At 68.1% G+C, this 15,224-nt stretch carries 14 protein-coding genes; 9 read left to right on the forward strand and 5 right to left on the reverse strand.

The annotated features are described in order from the left end of the window. Window positions 1-583 precede the first annotated feature (583 nt). Window positions 584-2,194, reverse strand: coding sequence for a tyrosine-type recombinase/integrase (locus ABZV38_RS02610; RefSeq protein ID WP_356323747.1), 1,611 nt, complete (start codon window positions 2,192-2,194; stop codon window positions 584-586). Beyond that, a complete protein-coding gene (locus ABZV38_RS02615) occupies window positions 2,191-2,853 on the reverse strand; it encodes a helix-turn-helix domain-containing protein (protein WP_356323749.1) in 663 nt (220 codons plus the stop codon). Before ABZV38_RS02615 ends, ABZV38_RS02610 begins: the two co-directional genes overlap by 4 nt. Window positions 2,854-2,945: 92 nt before the next feature. Between ABZV38_RS02615 and ABZV38_RS02620 the strand changes: the two genes are divergently transcribed. The 5 genes from ABZV38_RS02620 (at window position 2,946) to ABZV38_RS02640 (ending at window position 7,427) form a co-directional block, all read left to right on the forward strand. Continuing rightward, a complete protein-coding gene (locus tag ABZV38_RS02620; RefSeq protein ID WP_356323751.1) occupies window positions 2,946-3,236 on the forward strand; it encodes a hypothetical protein in 291 nt (96 codons plus the stop codon). 235 nt (window positions 3,237-3,471) lie between these two features. After that, window positions 3,472-3,876 (forward strand): hypothetical protein, encoded by a 405-nt coding sequence (locus tag ABZV38_RS02625; RefSeq protein WP_356323753.1) that lies wholly within the window; start codon window positions 3,472-3,474, stop codon window positions 3,874-3,876. 243 nt (window positions 3,877-4,119) lie between these two features. Continuing rightward, on the forward strand, window positions 4,120-4,389 hold the full coding sequence (locus ABZV38_RS02630; RefSeq protein WP_356323922.1) for a hypothetical protein: 270 nt from the start codon (window positions 4,120-4,122) through the stop codon (window positions 4,387-4,389). Next, complete coding sequence (locus ABZV38_RS02635) at window positions 4,382-5,005, forward strand: DUF6879 family protein (protein WP_356323755.1); 624 nt, start codon at window positions 4,382-4,384, stop codon at window positions 5,003-5,005. The genes ABZV38_RS02630 and ABZV38_RS02635 overlap by 8 nt, the downstream gene beginning before the upstream one ends. 181 nt (window positions 5,006-5,186) lie before the next feature. Beyond that, window positions 5,187-7,427, forward strand: a complete 2,241-nt coding sequence (locus tag ABZV38_RS02640; RefSeq protein ID WP_356323757.1) for a tetratricopeptide repeat protein — start codon at window positions 5,187-5,189, stop codon at window positions 7,425-7,427. A gap of 197 nt (window positions 7,428-7,624) precedes the next feature. Here the strand turns inward: ABZV38_RS02640 and ABZV38_RS02645 are convergent, their stop codons facing one another. Then, window positions 7,625-8,158 (reverse strand): hypothetical protein, encoded by a 534-nt coding sequence (locus ABZV38_RS02645; protein WP_356323758.1) that lies wholly within the window; start codon window positions 8,156-8,158, stop codon window positions 7,625-7,627. A 246-nt stretch (window positions 8,159-8,404) separates the two neighbouring features. Here ABZV38_RS02645 and ABZV38_RS02650 point away from each other — a divergent pair, with 246 nt between their 5' ends. Then, complete coding sequence (locus ABZV38_RS02650; RefSeq protein WP_356323760.1) at window positions 8,405-9,049, forward strand: uracil-DNA glycosylase; 645 nt, start codon at window positions 8,405-8,407, stop codon at window positions 9,047-9,049. A 45-nt stretch (window positions 9,050-9,094) separates the two neighbouring features. Here ABZV38_RS02650 and ABZV38_RS02655 read toward each other — a convergent pair whose 3' ends face one another. Then, complete coding sequence (locus tag ABZV38_RS02655) at window positions 9,095-9,580, reverse strand: TrmO family methyltransferase (protein WP_356323762.1); 486 nt, start codon at window positions 9,578-9,580, stop codon at window positions 9,095-9,097. A 75-nt stretch (window positions 9,581-9,655) separates the two neighbouring features. After that, window positions 9,656-11,044, reverse strand: coding sequence for a Tat pathway signal protein (locus tag ABZV38_RS02660; protein ID WP_356323764.1), 1,389 nt, complete (start codon window positions 11,042-11,044; stop codon window positions 9,656-9,658). A 334-nt stretch (window positions 11,045-11,378) separates the two neighbouring features. Here ABZV38_RS02660 and ABZV38_RS02665 point away from each other — a divergent pair, with 334 nt between their 5' ends. From ABZV38_RS02665 to ABZV38_RS02675, 3 genes are read left to right on the forward strand one after another with little or no spacing between them, the layout of a single operon-like run. Next, the gene (locus ABZV38_RS02665) at window positions 11,379-12,638 is read left to right on the forward strand and encodes an HAD-IA family hydrolase (RefSeq protein WP_356323766.1); all 1,260 of its coding nucleotides are present in this window, start codon (window positions 11,379-11,381) and stop codon (window positions 12,636-12,638) included. Between the two features lie 29 nt (window positions 12,639-12,667). Next, window positions 12,668-14,266: a hypothetical protein gene (locus tag ABZV38_RS02670; protein WP_356323768.1), complete on the forward strand. Its 1,599-nt coding sequence runs from the start codon at window positions 12,668-12,670 to the stop codon at window positions 14,264-14,266. Continuing rightward, window positions 14,263-15,222, forward strand: coding sequence for a thymidylate synthase (locus ABZV38_RS02675; protein ID WP_356323770.1), 960 nt, complete (start codon window positions 14,263-14,265; stop codon window positions 15,220-15,222). The genes ABZV38_RS02670 and ABZV38_RS02675 overlap by 4 nt, the downstream gene beginning before the upstream one ends. The last annotated feature ends 2 nt before the right edge of the window (window positions 15,223-15,224 follow it).

Genomic DNA, 15,224 nt, shown 5'->3' on the forward strand with positions numbered 1-15,224 from the left:
TGGGCGTCGCACCAAGGCTGATTACCGTCCAGTAGGTCGCCTGTAAGATGCGCGCTTTCGAAGAGCTTGAGCGACGTCGCGGGTGGTAGTTCCCCCAGGGTCGCTGCGCTGGTCACGCTGCCTTGACGGTGCGGGCGAGGCAGGCGGTCGCGGCCTTGTGGCCAGCCCTGCGCGGCTTGTACGCGTGGCGATCTGGGCGATCTGGGCGATCTGCGGGCGGGTGCAGTGGCGCACGCGGAGGGTGTCGGTGGCTCGGCCGCCGCGTACGGTGCGGCGGGTTCGGGCGACGGTGGCGCACTGCGGACCGAGGCGCTTCGCCCCGGTCCGCAGTGCGGTCGCGACACCCGAGGCGGTGGTCGAATCCCGGCCTTGCCGCGCGGGAAGCATGGCGGGTGTTGAGACTGGCGGCGCAGCATCGATTCTGACGCAGGATCTCCGCAGAGCAGATGGTGGCTGCAACGTGCCTGCGGCAGGGCCGCTACTGCCTGCTCGCTTCCATGGTCGGCGGGCGGCTCGCCCCGGCTGAGATGGCAACAACAGGCCCCGGTCATGCTGACCGGGGCCTGTTGTTTGGCTGGATTGCTTACGCGCTCTGGCCGTCGGTCGTTTCCGCGTCGTCCTGGGGGCGCTTCGGTGGGGCCATGCCCGGCATCGGCCGGGGCGGCTCTGCCGCACGGGGTTTGCCGCCCCGGGTGTGGGCTCGTGGGACGAGCTTGATGACGGCTTCGGCTGCGGCGCGGGCGAGGTCGTCGAGAACGGCCTGGTAGATGTCCCGGGTGATGCGAGTGTCGGAGTGGCCGAGGGTGTCGGAGACGACCTTGATGTCGACTCCGGCGGCGAGCATGAGGGTGGCGGCTCCGTGGCGCAGGTCGTGGAGGCGGACTGGGGGCAGCCCGGCGGCGGCCACCAGGCGCTCGAACAGGTCGGAAACCTTGCCGGGATGGAGCCAGGAGCCGTCTTCCTGGGTGAAGATGCGCCCGGTCAGCTTCCAGGCGGAACCCCACTGAGCGCGCTCGCCGGCCTGCCGCTTCTTGTGCTCGCTCAGGTAGGCGATGGACTCCTCGTCCAATGCGATGGTGCGCACGCCTGAGTTCGTCTTGGGGGCGCCTTCGGTGATCTCCCAGCCGTCCTGGACGAGCTGGGTGGCCACGGCGAGCGAGGAGTCCGCCCGGTTGAGGTCCATCCACCGCAGCCCGCAGGCTTCACCGCGCCGAAGTCCCCGGAACGCGATCAGGTGCCACAGGCCGTAGAGGCGGTCATCGGCGATGAAGTCGAGGAAACGCCCGGTCTGTTCCGGCGTCCAGACCATGACCGGGGAGGGCTTGGTGCCGGTGGCCTGCCAGTGGGCGAGGCGCTCGTCGGTCCACACCAGCGCCTTGGGCTTGGCGCCGGGCTCGACTTCGACGTGCTCGGCCGGGTTGAAGTTTGGCATCGCCTGCTGGGCGATGGCAACGTTCAGCGCGGCGCGCAGGGTGGCCTTGATGTGCTGCTGGGTGCTGGCCCCGGTGATCCGGCGGAAGGGCGGCATGGCCTGGATCGACTCCTGGAGTGCGGCGCGCTGGGCCCGGCCGTCCGCGCCCTTGCGCGAGGTTGCCCTGAGCTGAGTGATGGCTGCCCGCCGCTGTGCGTTCTGCTCGCTGATCTCGATGTTGGCCTCATTGACGGCGTCGAACATCTTGTCCAGGTGGTGCACCCGGAGCTTGTCCAGACGCAGCTCGCCCAGGTGCGGCTTGAGGTGTACGCGCACGTCCAGCTCGTAGCGCTTGAGTCCGGTCGGCCGCAGCCGTTTGCGGCCCGTGAGCCACAGGTCGAGCCACTCGGCGACGGTGGTCTTCGCGTTGAGGGTCTGTCCGGTGGTGAACCGGCGCCGGGTCTCGTCGTAGTCGGGTAGCGGCTCCTTGCTCCGGGCGCAGGATTCCAGCAGATCGCTGATGAGCATCAGTCCGGCGGGGTCGTCCTCGTCGGGTATGGCCAGCAGGGCCCGGATCTTGTCCAGTTCCTCGGATGCCTTCGTGGCGCTGGGAAAGCCCGAGCGGCGGTACTCGCGCCGGGTACCGTCCTGGCGGGCGGGCAGCTCGTGGCGTACGGCGTAGGTGCCGTGACGCTTGCTGGCGAACTTCGGGCACGCCTTTCCGTAGTTCTTCCCGGTCTTCGGGTCGCGGCAGGAACACCGCCGGGTGGTCGTGCCACTCATTGAAGGCCGTCCTCCGGCTGGGTCTGTGTTTCGGGCTGGTCGACGAAGGCGATCTCGTCGGGAAGGGCAGGGGGAACGAGGGAGCGCTCACGCATCCGGGTGCGGAAGGCGCGCAGTTCCTGGCAGTCCTCGAAGGCGTGCTCCTCGTAGCCCTCGGCGCGCTGCAGGAGTGTGGCCCTGCGGGTCCGGTCCAGGGTGGTGCTCGCCGCTCGTCGCCGCTCCCTGGCCAGGGCGTGGGAGGACGTTGCGGCGGCCACCAGGTCTCCGTGGTGGCGGAAGACGTCGAGGACGTCGCGGGCGGTGCCTTCTGGGGCGGGCTCGTTCAGGGGGGTCTCGCCGGTGAACCACGCGACGGCGTCCCAGGTGGACACTTCCCTGCCCGGGAGGACCTCGACCGTGGCCGAGGAACCGAGGGGGAAGAGGAGGGTCACTGGCGGGACGCCGAGCACGTCGGCCAGGACGACGAAGTCCGCGACGGTGATGCTCGTCTTGCGCCCGGATTCCAGGTTCTTCATGGAGTGCTCAGTGAACTCCGGCAAGCCGCGGTCGGCGCAGCCCTGGGCGACTTCGGCCATGGTTAGGCCAGCGGCCTTGCGTGTGTCCCGCAAGCGCTGGGCGATCCGACCGGTGAACGCTGTCGGCCATTGATCAGGTGTCATGGTGGCACTTTATGCAGCAATAAAGCGCCGCCGCAACATAGTGATACATCTTTGGCGTCACCACGACACCGATAAATCACGCGGAGGGCATCATGACGGCATCCGGCTTGGTCCGTGAGGCGCGAGGGCTGACGGGCGACGAACTGCTTGCCCTTCCCGCCGTGATCGACCTCGACACCTCGAACCGGGCGTTGATGATCGGCCGATCCACCGGTTACGGACTCGCCAAGCAAGGGGAGTACCCGGTCAAGGTTCTGCGGCTCGGCAACGCCTACCGAGTGGTGACGGCCGACCTGCTGAAGCTGCTGGGGCTGGGGCGCCAGCAGGGGGATGCGAGCCAGGACGATGACCGAAGCGAGCGTCGCGGCCTTGCCGCCCACTAGCACTAGCGGTTTGCTCGTCTATGTCACCGGCTGGACTGCCGGCCGTGCGCAGGGCCTGCGCGGCATCGTCTCGTGCTCGGTGCAGTCTGCTGCCCGGACAGTGGCGGGTGGTCTGACTCGGCTCATGTGGGCGGCGTCTGGAAAGGTTCAGAGATTCGGGCTGCGGTGAGGATGGTCGCTCCTCTACCGTGGGTCAGTCGAAATGAGACCGGGAACGTGTAGTCGAGGAGACGCCTTGGATCCGGTATCGGTGGGAGTGCTGGCGGCGCTGGCAGGCGGGGCCGGGGGCGAGCTGGGTCGGCAGGCATGGGCGACGCTGAGTGAGTTGGTGCGGAGACCGTTCGGCAGGCAGGCGGGAGCCCCGGTATCCGGGGAGGCCGAGTTGGTGGCGCTGAGCGAGGCACCAGGCGAACCGGCACGGGCAGAAGCGTTGAGTGGTGCCCTCGCCGCGCGGGCGGCCGTTGACCCGGAGTTCGCTGCCGCGCTGGACTCGTGGCGTGGCCGGATTCCAGCGTTGGCTGAGGGCTCGGTGACCAACACGGTCAGTGGCGGTACCCAATATGGTCCGGTGATCCAGGGTCGGGACTTCTCCGGCATCACCTTCAACAGTCCTACATCTCCTCCCGCGCGGGAGAGTTGACGGCGCTTCGGACCCTTGCGGCGTCCCGGGCGGCCCCGGTTCGGATGCCGTCGACACAGGGGGTTGCGCCCCGTCATCTGTATGACTCCGATCACCTGTGCGGTGTTGAGCGGTAGCTCAAGACGTCCGTGCGTCCGCTGGGGGAGTGCTGCGTGGACTGGCGGTTTTCCTGATGTACGCATCCAGGTGTGCCCGGTATCGTTGAGGACACTGTCAGTGATGCTGTGGATACTGGAGGCAGTCGTGGCCCGCGCATGGGAAGCCGATCCGTCCGCGTTATTCGTCAAACGCCTCGGTAAGTCGGCGGCGGAGCTGGGCAATTCCAAGGACGACGACGAGTGCCCGGACATCTGGCAGCTGAGCAACGGTGACGTTGCCGTGATCGGCCGTGATCTCACCGCGCACTACCGGTCGAGCCTGCCGGGCGAGGTGAACCTGGGGCCGGACGAGCGGTTGGTCGTCATCCCGGGCAACATGCTGAGCGCGGCGAAGGCGGACATTCCCGATGCTTGATCTCCGTGCTCCTGGGCTCCCGGACGAGCTGGGTGAGCGGCTCACCCGCGAGGACTACAAGCGGGACTTCCGGGAGCGGCGCGCCGCGATCCGCGATGGGGAGTCCTGGAAACTGGAGCGGTTGCAGCACTTCGAGGAGACGAACGACGACAGCCGGGAGGCGCTGCGTCAGGGGGACTGGCCAGCAGTGTTGCGGCTGTTCGAGGCCGACCGTGACGCCTTGGTTCGAAGGGCCAGGGATGAAGTGTCGCGGGGGGCGGTCTTTCATCGTATTCGTGTGGTTGAGGAGCCGCTGACGCCGTATGTGCAGTGGGAGCTGCACTGGCTGCGACTGAGCGCGGAATGCGGGCATTCCATTCGCGTCCTGCCTGCTTCCGCGGTCGCCGTCGCGGAGGGCGATGGGGTGCTGCCGGAGTTGAGCCTTCTGGACAGTCGGGTTCTCTACCGTGTGCTGTACACCGCTGCCGGTCAACCGGACGGGGCGATTCGTTTCACGGATCCCAGCACCGTGAGGAACTGGTCGGAGTATCTGCGGGACCTGTACGCGGCTGCGGAGGACGTCCAGGCGTACTTCGGCCGTGCCGTGGTCGACCTGCCTCCGCCGCCTGCGGCCTGACCAGGGCGCATCGATCGACGTGTCTACAGAGGGCAACAGGCGACCCGGAGACTCGCAGAACGACCTCTCTGGGTCGTCTCGCGATGTCGTACAGGCCGGGAGCGTCACTGGTGACATCCACTTCCACCACGGCGCCGCCTCGGGGCCGTCGGGGCCCGTCCCACGCCAGCTCCCCGCCGACGTGAACACCTTCGTCAACCGCTTCGACGAACTGGGACAGCTGAACGCGGTGCTTGCCGACCGAAACGGCGAGCGCGTCGTCGTCTCCGTTCACGTGGTGGCCGGCACGGCGGGCGCGGGCAAAACCTCGCTGGTCCTGCACTGGGCGCACCAGGTCAAGGACCAGTTCCCCGACGGCCAGCTCTTCGTCAACCTCCGCGGGTACGATCCCGGAGAACCAGTCACAGCCGCGCAGGCACTCCAGCGCTTCCTGCGGGCCCTGGGCGTGTCCCCGGCCGACGTTCCCCAGGACGTCGACGACGCGGCAGCGATGTACCGCTCACTGATCGCCGACCGCCGGGTCCTGATCCTCCTGGACAACGCGGCCACAGTCAGCCAGGTCCGGCCGCTGCTCCCCGGCGCAGGAGACAGCCTCGTCGTGGTCACCAGCCGCAGCCGCCTGGCGGGTCTCTCGGTGCGTGACGGCGCCCGCAGGATCACCCTCGGCACGCTTCCGGAGCCGGAGGCGGTCGCTCTGCTGCGCGCGGTCACGAGGGGCTATCGACCCGAGGACGACGGCGACAAACTCGCGGAACTGGCGGGCCTGTGCGCCCGTCTGCCGCTTGCCCTGCGGATCGCCGCGGAACGGGCCGCCAGCCACCCGCACATGCGACTCGACGATCTCATCAGCGATCTGCGTGACGAGTCCGCCCTCTGGGACGCCCTCAGTACCGGCATCGATGACGAGGCCGAAGCCATCCGTTCGGTCTTCACCTGGTCCTACCGCGCTCTGTCCACGCACTCGGCCCGCCTCTTCCGCCTCCTTGGCCTGCACCCTGGAGCGGCGTTCAGCCTCCCCGCTGCCGCCGCCCTCGGCGAAATCACACCCAGCCGAACACGCCAGTTACTCGACGATCTGGTCGGGGCCCACCTGCTGGAGCAGACCGCTCCGGACCGGTTCCAGTTCCACGACCTTTTACGCGCGTACGCCACCGACCTTGCGCAGACAGAGGAGTCGTCCGACCAGAGGCAAGCTGCGCGACGACGCGTCCTGAGCTGGTACCTCCACACCGCCGACGCCGCCCAGACGTGGTTCTATCCGTCAGAGGACCACCTGCCACTGCCTGGACCCCTGCCGGAAGTCACGCCCCTCGTCTTCACCGACTACAACGCCGCAGTCGACTGGTCCGAACGGGAACAGGGCAACTTCCTCCCCGCCGTGCGCGACGCCGCCCGAAACGGAATGGACGAGACGGCTTGGCAGTTGGCCACGATCCTGTGGTTCGCACGTCCCGCCTCGTCGTCGGAGCGGGACTGGCTGGAACTGGGCCGAATCGGATTGGAGGCAGCGACAAGACGAGAGGACCAGAGAGCGCGGACACGGCTGCTCATCAACATGGGCATCGCGCACAGGGCTCTGAACAATTTCTCCGAGGGCCTGGACGCTCTGGAGCGAGCCGTCACGTTGGCTCGCAGCTCGCAGAGCCGGTTCGACGAGGCCCAGGCCCTCAACCTCATGGGCCTGATCCATCTACGACAGCGCGAACTCGACTTGGCGGACGCGCATTTCGGGCAGGCCATGTCCGTTTTCCGAGACCTGGGAAATGGTCAACGAACCGCCACCGCACTGTCCAACATCGCCAGCACTCGCCTGAGCGCCGGCCGCCTGCCCGAGGCCGCCTCGGTCATCGACGAGGCGCTTGCCGCGCACCGGGCCCTGGGCAATCGTGGCGGTGAAGGCAACCTCCTTCGGATCGCAGCCGCCCTGCGACTCGAGGAGGGTGACACGGATGCCGCCCGGCGATCCATCGACGAGGCGCTCGATATCGCGCTCGCCCTCCGCGACCACACCCGGGAAGGCTTCTGGCTCCTGACTCTCGGCGACATCCAGCGCACCGCCGCCCAGCACGGCGACGCCCTGACCTCCTACCAGCGCTCCGCCATGCTCCACCGACGCCTCGGCGACCGCAGCCGCGAAGCCCTGGCCTGGCGCGGCACGGGCCAGACGTATGCCGTGATGGACCGCCACGGCGAGGCCACTACCTTCCACCGCCAGGCGGCGGCCGTTCACCGCGACCTGGGGGACACCTGGCAACTCGCCCTGGAACTCGACCACCTGGCCGCAGTCGTTCACCCGGAGGATCCCGAGACTGCCCGTGGCCACTGGACCGAGGCCCTGACCCACCTGACCCCCTGTACCGACCCCCGGGCCACGTCCATCCGCTCCCGCATAGAAGCGTTGCTGACCGGAGCTGCCGGTTGACGCCGTCGCTGATGTGGCCAACGACGCCACCAAGCTCGACGGAGATCCAGCCGTTCGAGGAACGCCGGGCCCAGGCCGGAGGAGGCCCTCTTCGGCTCCCCACCCCTGGCGTCCGCGCTCTTGGTCGAGGACGAAGCCGGTGACATCGTCGTCCTCGCCGCCCACTCGTTCCTCTGGCCCAGCGCGGGTTCCACGGCTTAGCCGATGTTGGTGTCCATCCCTGGAGCCCTTCGGGCGTTGTTCCTGAGGTTGGCGAAGGGCAGAGTTCCTTCGTGGAGTGCTTTGAACTCGTCGATCAGGTCCTGCTCAGCCTCACCCGCGTCGTCCTCGGTCATCGGCCGCCAGGCGACGAGCAGTGCGTCCGAGTCGACCAGCTGCCAGATGTAGCGACCGCCCCAATGGCCAGCCAGCAGACCAGTGCCGTGGCGGCGGTAGTCGGCAAGCCGCTGATTCAGTCCGTCCTGGCCCGCGGCCTTGCCGATGTACACGACCGTTGCCCCGTCCACCCAGGCATCGCCGAGCTTGTCGGCGGTCACGGATGGGTCGCGGCCTTTTAGGTGTCCGGCAGGGCTGGTGGGGAGGAACGACGGGCGCGAGGTGTCCGTGCGGATCACCACGTAGATTCCGTGCCCGGTGGGGACGTTGCTGTCGGGCAGTTCACGGAAGGGCACGAAGCCGCGGAAGCCGCGTGCGGTCAGGGTCCTCTGCGTCAGCTCTGGTGTCGGGCTCATGCCAGGCATCGTGCCAGGCGCATCTGACAGTCCTCGGCCCAGTTCTCGTAATAGCTACGGCCAGGTGGCGTGTAGCTCTCTGGATGCTCAGGACTTCCCATCGACAGCAGAAGTTGCCCGCCGCCTCCGTCGCGTCCATCGCTACTCGTCCTCTGGCATCTGTGGGCAGGGTCGATGGAGCGGTCTGCAGTGTCAGACGTTCCCGGTAGGGTCCCCGCGATGGTGTGAGCCGGTGTCGGAGGAAATATGGCGAGACGAATGCGGGACGAGGCGTTCCGGATAGAGCAGGAGCAGGGGCGCTACGCCCCCCACGTACGTCCGATCAATGAGATGGTCGACGCCTTGCGCGACCAGGACGAGCGTGGCTGGATGCCGCACGTCGCCCCCTGGCACGGGGGAGTGGAGGCGCGCGCCCTGTCGATCCTGCGGGACCCGGGCCCCAAGACACAGGAGGGTGTCGGCTCCGGATTTCTGTGCGTGGAGAACGACGATCCGACAGCGGAGCTCCAGGTCCAGCTCTTCGAGGGGGCGGGGATCGCGCCGCGAGACGTCACTCCCTGGAACGCCTACCCCTGGTACATCAACCGCTCGCCGAAGGCGGCCGAGCTCCAGGCAGGCGTCGAGGTCCTGAAACAGCTGCTGGGGTTGATGCCGAAAGTCAAGGTCGTGCTTCTCCAAGGCGGCGAAGCCCAGGACGCGTGGCGCCGCCTGCTCAAGACGCACCCCGGAGTTGTCCGTGAACGGAGTCTTAAGGTGGTCAGCACCTACCACCCGGGACGGCAGGCTCTCTTCGTGCGAGACCCGGATGAACGCGCCCGCCGCGCACAGCACAGAGTCGACTCCTGCCAGACCGTCGGTGACGTGCTCCGTGGGGTGGGCGGGCAGTTGTAGAGCTTGGCCGTGCTGGCGGGGACCAGGCCGTGGATCATCTGTCGCTCACCGCTCGCGCGCATCCCTCCAGTAGTCATGGAGCATCTCGGTCGGCCATGAAGGCTGTGTGACAGGGCCGCGCGGGAGCATCTCCTTGAACACGGCCACGAAGTCGATGATCGGTGTGCCGTCGACGGCGTCGAGGTCCGTCACGCGGAGGTCGCGCCCGTCCACTCCGAGCAGGCGCGGGAACGACGTCGCGATCCGGGCGGGGCGCCGGTGGTTGCGGTGTACGAACGTTCCGGTCGCCGGCCACTCCGGGTTGTTGCGAGGGCTGCGGGCGTGCAGAGCCACGTCGCTGGGTGAGCCCTCGGAGAAGTACCAGGTGACCTGGAGATGCGAGAACTCCTCGATCCCCTGCAACGTGTCGAGGGGGTAGTCCGGGTGCAGCCGGATGATGGATTCCACGCCGCCCTGGAAGTCGTCGCCGACCTTCAGGTGGCCCCCGACAACCGTGGCGACGATCGGCACCTCGATGGACTGTGCGGTCACAACTGCCCCTTCTTTCCCTCCAGATGGGATGCACGGTACGTGTCCGCACCGCGCGCCCCCATCGTCATGGCGCGGTCAGGCTACTCGCCTGAGCACGGCCTTGGCTCGTTCGTCGATCTCCGCCGCCGCGCTGATCCCGCGGTTGCGGTACGGGGAGAGAACCCGGCGCATGTTGATCACCGCCTCGCGAGCTCGGCCGGAATGGACGCCGTTCATGGCGTCCAGGGCTTGGGCCCAAGTGCTGCACGCTGCCTCGACGTTGCCCTGACTTGCCTGCGCGGCGCCCAGGTATCCCAAGGTCACGACGTGAGTGCGACCGAAGGCACCGGTCTCCCTCGTATGGACGCTGCGCCAGAACTCGTCCTGGGCTCCCTGGAGATCGCCGAGAGCCCAGAGAGTACGAGCCGTTTCGTGCGCCAGGCTGGCCTCGGAGAAGAACCAGACGCGGGCGGGTTCGTCATCCCCGGGCCTTGCCGCCGCGAGGTCGTCCTCAGCACGGAGGAGGGCTGTACGCGCTTCTTGCCGCCGTCTAGCCATTGCCAGGCTCCGCGCCCGCACGACGCCTAGCAGGGCTCGTTCGCGGGGAGTTGCCAAGGTGTACCGCTTGTGCTCGACGGAGGCCGTCGCGATGTCGACGGCTTCCTTGGGGTGCCCGAGGTCTGTCGCCTGGTGGGCCATGGCACGCAGGACGTGGCCGGCCAGCGGTGCGTCCTCGGCCTCGGCCGCCAGCTTCACCGCCAGGGTGAAGTACCGCCGGGCGGCCTCGTGGTGCGACGCGTCGAAGCTCATCCAGCCGGCGACGTACACCAACTCGGCAGCGGCGGCGAAGAGGCGGCAGCGGGTCTCGTCGCTGGCGAAGACACCGCCGACGTACGTCGCGACGTCGTCGTAGATGTACTGGTAGAGGGCTGTCCGGCCGTCCACTCCGCCTTGGCGTTGGTCGCGCTTCGAGAAGAACTCGGTCATCTCCTTCAGCGCATTGATCTCGGCAGTCCCGATTCTCCGGCTCGTCGAAGCGGGGCGCGATCGGGCACGTTCGGGGGCCTCGTCCCACCACGTCTGTTCAGGCAGGGCGAGTCCGGTAACCGAGTAGGCAGTGCCGGCCAGCACTCGGCGTCGCTCCAGGTCCACGTTGCTTCTCCCCAGATCCACCAACGCACTCACCGTATCGACGTGCCATTCGGATGCCGTGACCGCACCCGATTTCGGCGGGGTGAGGCCGATCTCGGCGGGAGTGATGGGGCGTTGGAGCCGACGGGACAACGTCTCACTCAAGATAAGGGGCGCCCGCCCGGAGGGTTCCGTTCCCGCGATCCACATCGCGATGTGCGAGCGGCTGGTGCCGAGCAGCTCGTCGGCGCCGACCTCGGCCGCAACCCGTACGAGGGCAGCGGCGACCTTCGGCTGCGACCAGCCGGTTTCCGCGATCGCAGCGGCCAGCTTCTCGTTCCGCTCGCGCCTCATCGTGCGCCCCTGTTCACAAGATGATCTTTGACGGGTTTGACGGCATCGCCGACCGGTGGGGGATACCAACCCACCGTGATTCACGGTTCGCTCAAGGTCAACCAAACCACCAACCGGCTTGCCCTCGGGAGGAATTCGGTGAACGCAATCCAGACGTACGGCTCTGGAGACCGGATGCCGCCGGGTGGGCAGGGCCATGCCTCCGAGTCGGCCCAGGCCAGAGAAGGAGGTCCGAGAACGGCGGTGGACGCGCACCTCCGCAGCTTCGACGCCTCCACCGAGACCTGCCGCCGAGTCCTTGACGGACTCCGGCGGACGCTGTGAGGAGGCCGAGATGATGCCCATCTGGAGCCTGGAGTCCGTCATCGAATCTCCCGAGTACCGGGTGAGCCTCACCATGGTCTCGGACGACATGGCACCCGGGGCGGCACGGACCTTCACGCGGGAGACGCTGTCGGCCTGGGGACTTGAAGAGCTGATGGACCGCACGGTCCTGATCGTCAGCGAACTCACCACGAACGCCGAGCGCCACGGCGGTACGCCAGGCGGCGCCGAGCGTCCCTCGGACGCGGACAGCCAGGTGGTGGCCGAGCACATCACTCTGACCCTCACCGCCCAGAGCGGAACCGTGGGCATCGAGGTGGAGGACAACTCCCCCCTGCCGCCGATCCCTCGCACCAGTGGGCCGGACTCGCTGGACGGACGCGGTCTTCTGCTCGTCACGGCCGAGGCCGATGCATGGACGGCTTGCCTCAACGAGGACGGCAGCGGCAAGCGGGTTCTCGCGGTCGTGAAACGCCGAGAGTCCGTCCCCTGCGGCCCGACCCCCACCACACACCCCTTTCAGCCCTACTCGCTCGCCATGGAGGCGTTCGCCATGCCTACTCAACACGCGCCCGTCGCCGCGCCCTTACCTCCGAGGAAGAAGATGGAAGACGTCGTGACGCAGCACGTGCTGCTCCTCGACCTGGACGGTGTCCTGGTCGATACGCGCCCCGTCATGCAGGAGGCGTGGCGTGCGGTCCAGCAGACTCACGGCGTCGACCTGCCGTTCGAGATGTACGAGCAGCACCTGGGCCGTCCGTTCAACGACATCATGGAGCGGCTCGAACTGGCCGACGCCGATCGGATCCACCAGACGTACACGGCGGCCTCGCAGGCCGCCTCCCCTCTGGCCCGATCATTCGAAGGCGTGGAAGAAGTGCTCCGTGCTTTCGCCGCCGCCGACTGGCGCCTCGGCGTCGTGACGTCCAAGCCTTTGGACAGAGCCGCTCCGCTCCTCGCCCAACTCGGCTGTCCCTTCGCCACGGTCCGCGCACCCGGCGGTCCGGGGAGGGGCAAGCCGGCCCCGGACCCGCTGCTGCTCGCCCTCGTCGACCTCGCGGCCGATCCGGCGTCCGCAACCTACGTGGGCGACATGGAAGTCGACCGTGAGGCCGCTCGCCGAGCCGGCGTCTCCTACGTCCACGCCGCATGGGGCTACGGCGCCCCCGGCACTCCGAAGCCCCGGATCGCGCAGTCGCCGGTGGACCTCCTTCGACTGCTCGACGTGAGCAAGAAGAGCGTGCCCCTCATCGAGGGGAGCCTGCTGTGACCGACTCTGGCCAAGGCGCCGAGGCGCTGATGACCGCGCTGGAAGCAGAGTACGGTGATGCGCTCGTGACGGCCGGCGGCGTGAGCTGGCTGTCGGTCCACCACGTACCGATTCGCCGCCTGGCCACCCGCCTGGTGAGGCGGCTCCTGGAACTGGACGAGGTGCCGACCACCACGGTGTTCGGCGCAGCCGAGGATCTGGTGGTGGCCGGCGGCAGTATGTCTCTCGGCTACGTCGCGTACGAAGTGTCCGAGGCAGGTCTTTCCTTTCTCCTCGGGCACGGCGAGCCCGGCCAACTCACCCCGGACGGTGGCGAGCTCGCGGTGCCGGTCCAGCCTCGCTTGAAGGTCACCACCGCACCCGTGTGCGCCGTCTCCTGGTCATCCCGTCATGCGGAGACGCTGCTTCCGGTTCTCTCCGCCCTCGTCGGCCAAGGAGTGAGGAGCACCGTCGTGGACATGGCCTCCGAAGCGGATCAACGTTTTCCGGATACGTCGGATCCGGGAATCACCGTGCTCCGCCTGTCAGATGAAGCCTTTGGCCGCGATGGTGAAGTGCCTGCCCGGAGCGCTTTCCGGCCCGAAAACGAGCGCACGGTACGAGTGGGACAGCACGAGATCGGCATCGGCCGACTGGCGTGGCTCGCCGCCCGATTGCTTGTACGCAGCGCTGGCTGCACTCAACCGTCCTGGTCGGCAACGCTGTACGTCGAGGAGTGGCTAGACGCCGTTCTCCTCGTGTCCCACAGCCGGGTCCTGCTGTGCAGCAACGACACCAGCCCGCTCGGCGTCCTCGCTGTTCGCGCCGCCGAACGTGCTGCCGCGGACACCGTCTACGTCCAGCACGGCGCGTGGATCGAGGGGCAGACCTCCTCGCACTCCCAGCGCTCCCGCCATGTCGCGGTCATGGGGGCGCGCGATGTGCGCGCGGCCCAGGCTCAGACTCGGCGCCCTGACGCTCGTATGTACGTCGTCGGCCAGCCGCGGTTCGACGGGCTGACCCAGGTTGACCGTCTCGGCCAGCGGGCCTATCTGCAGAGGGTTTTGAAGGAGCAGACGGGTTCATCGCCGACAAGGATCGTCGTGTGGGCGTGCCAGCCGTTCAGCGAGCAGCGGCTTCTTGGTCAGACGGAGGTTCTGGCCGAGGGACTACGGAACGCGCAGGGCGGCTGGGGCCTCGTGGTGGCGCCACACCCCGCCCAGAACGCCGAGACGCTGTCGCCTCTGCTCGACGTGCTGAACGGTGTCCCGGTCGCCTTGATTGGCTCGGAGGTCGGAGCCCGCGGATGCCTGGCCGGCGGGGATGCCCTGATCAGCGCGTCATCGACGTGTGGGATCGAGGCTCTGCTCCTGGAAGTGCCCGTACTGGAACTGGCGCTTCCGGCCACGCGCACGTTGGGACTCGCCGACCACGGGGCCGCTTGGCGTTGCGAGTCCAGCCGGGACATCGCCAGGCACCTGACGCGTATCGACGAGTCTCCGCAGACCGTACGCGTACCGACGGCGGCCAGGGAGTTGATCTGCCACCGGGACGGGCGCAGCGCCGACGCCGTCGCGGACATCGTCGCCCAGGCGCTGTCCATCAGCACAACTCCCCACCACTCAGCGCGAGGGACCGACAGGCGATGACAAACACGTTCACCGGTGACAGCGTCGCCGAACTCTTCATCGGAGCGGTGATGTTGGCCAAGAGCGGGGACAAGGTCAGCCCGCGTGGAATGGCCACCCGCGAGGTCTTCGACGTCAACATGACGCTGACCCAGCCCAGGGCCCGTCTGCTGTACGCGCCGCCCGCCCGAATCCTGAATCCCGCCTTCGCGGTGGCCGAGACCGTCTGGCATCTCTCCGGGACCGACGACCCGTGGATCTACGGATACAACGAGCAGCTGCGGCAGTACGCCGATGAAGGGATCCTGCAGGGTGCCTACGGGCCGCGGATGCGGAACTGGGCCGGGAAGGTGGATCAGCTTCACCGCGTGGTCGAGATCCTCAAGGACGACCCCGACTCCCGTCGCGCCCTGATCCAGTTGTACGACCCGGCCCGCGACACCGCCGGGCACAAGGACGTCCCCTGCACGCTCGGCTTCCGCTTCCACCTGCGCGCGGGCCGCCTGCACATGTCCACCACCATGCGCGGCCAGGACGTGTGGATCGGCCTGCCGTACGACCTGTTCTTCTTCACCACGCTGCACGAACTGGTCGCCGGCTGGCTCGACGCGGAACTGGGCGAGTACCACCACCACGTCAGCTCGCTGCACATCTACGAGCGCGACCTCGACAGGGCCGACGGGCTGACGGACGTCGCCGCGAGCCCGCTCATGCCCGAACTCACCACGCGGTGGCAGGGCTTCGACGAACTCCTCGGCCGAGTCGAGGCACGTGCTGAGACCGGGCATCCGGGCTGGGACTCCATGGCCGAGACGATGTGCAGCTACCGGCTGTGGAAGGACGGGAGGCGCGAGGAGGCGTGGCGCGTTGCCGACGCCGTCGACGGACCGCTCGGCGAGGCACTGACCGCCTGGTACGGCGAACTGAACCGCCGCACCGGAACCTCGGCCGTACAGGCTGCTGCGGGAACGAGGTGACG

The sequence above is a fragment of the Streptomyces sp. NPDC005181 genome, from assembly GCF_040608395.1.
GTDB lineage: Bacteria > Actinomycetota > Actinomycetes > Streptomycetales > Streptomycetaceae > Streptomyces.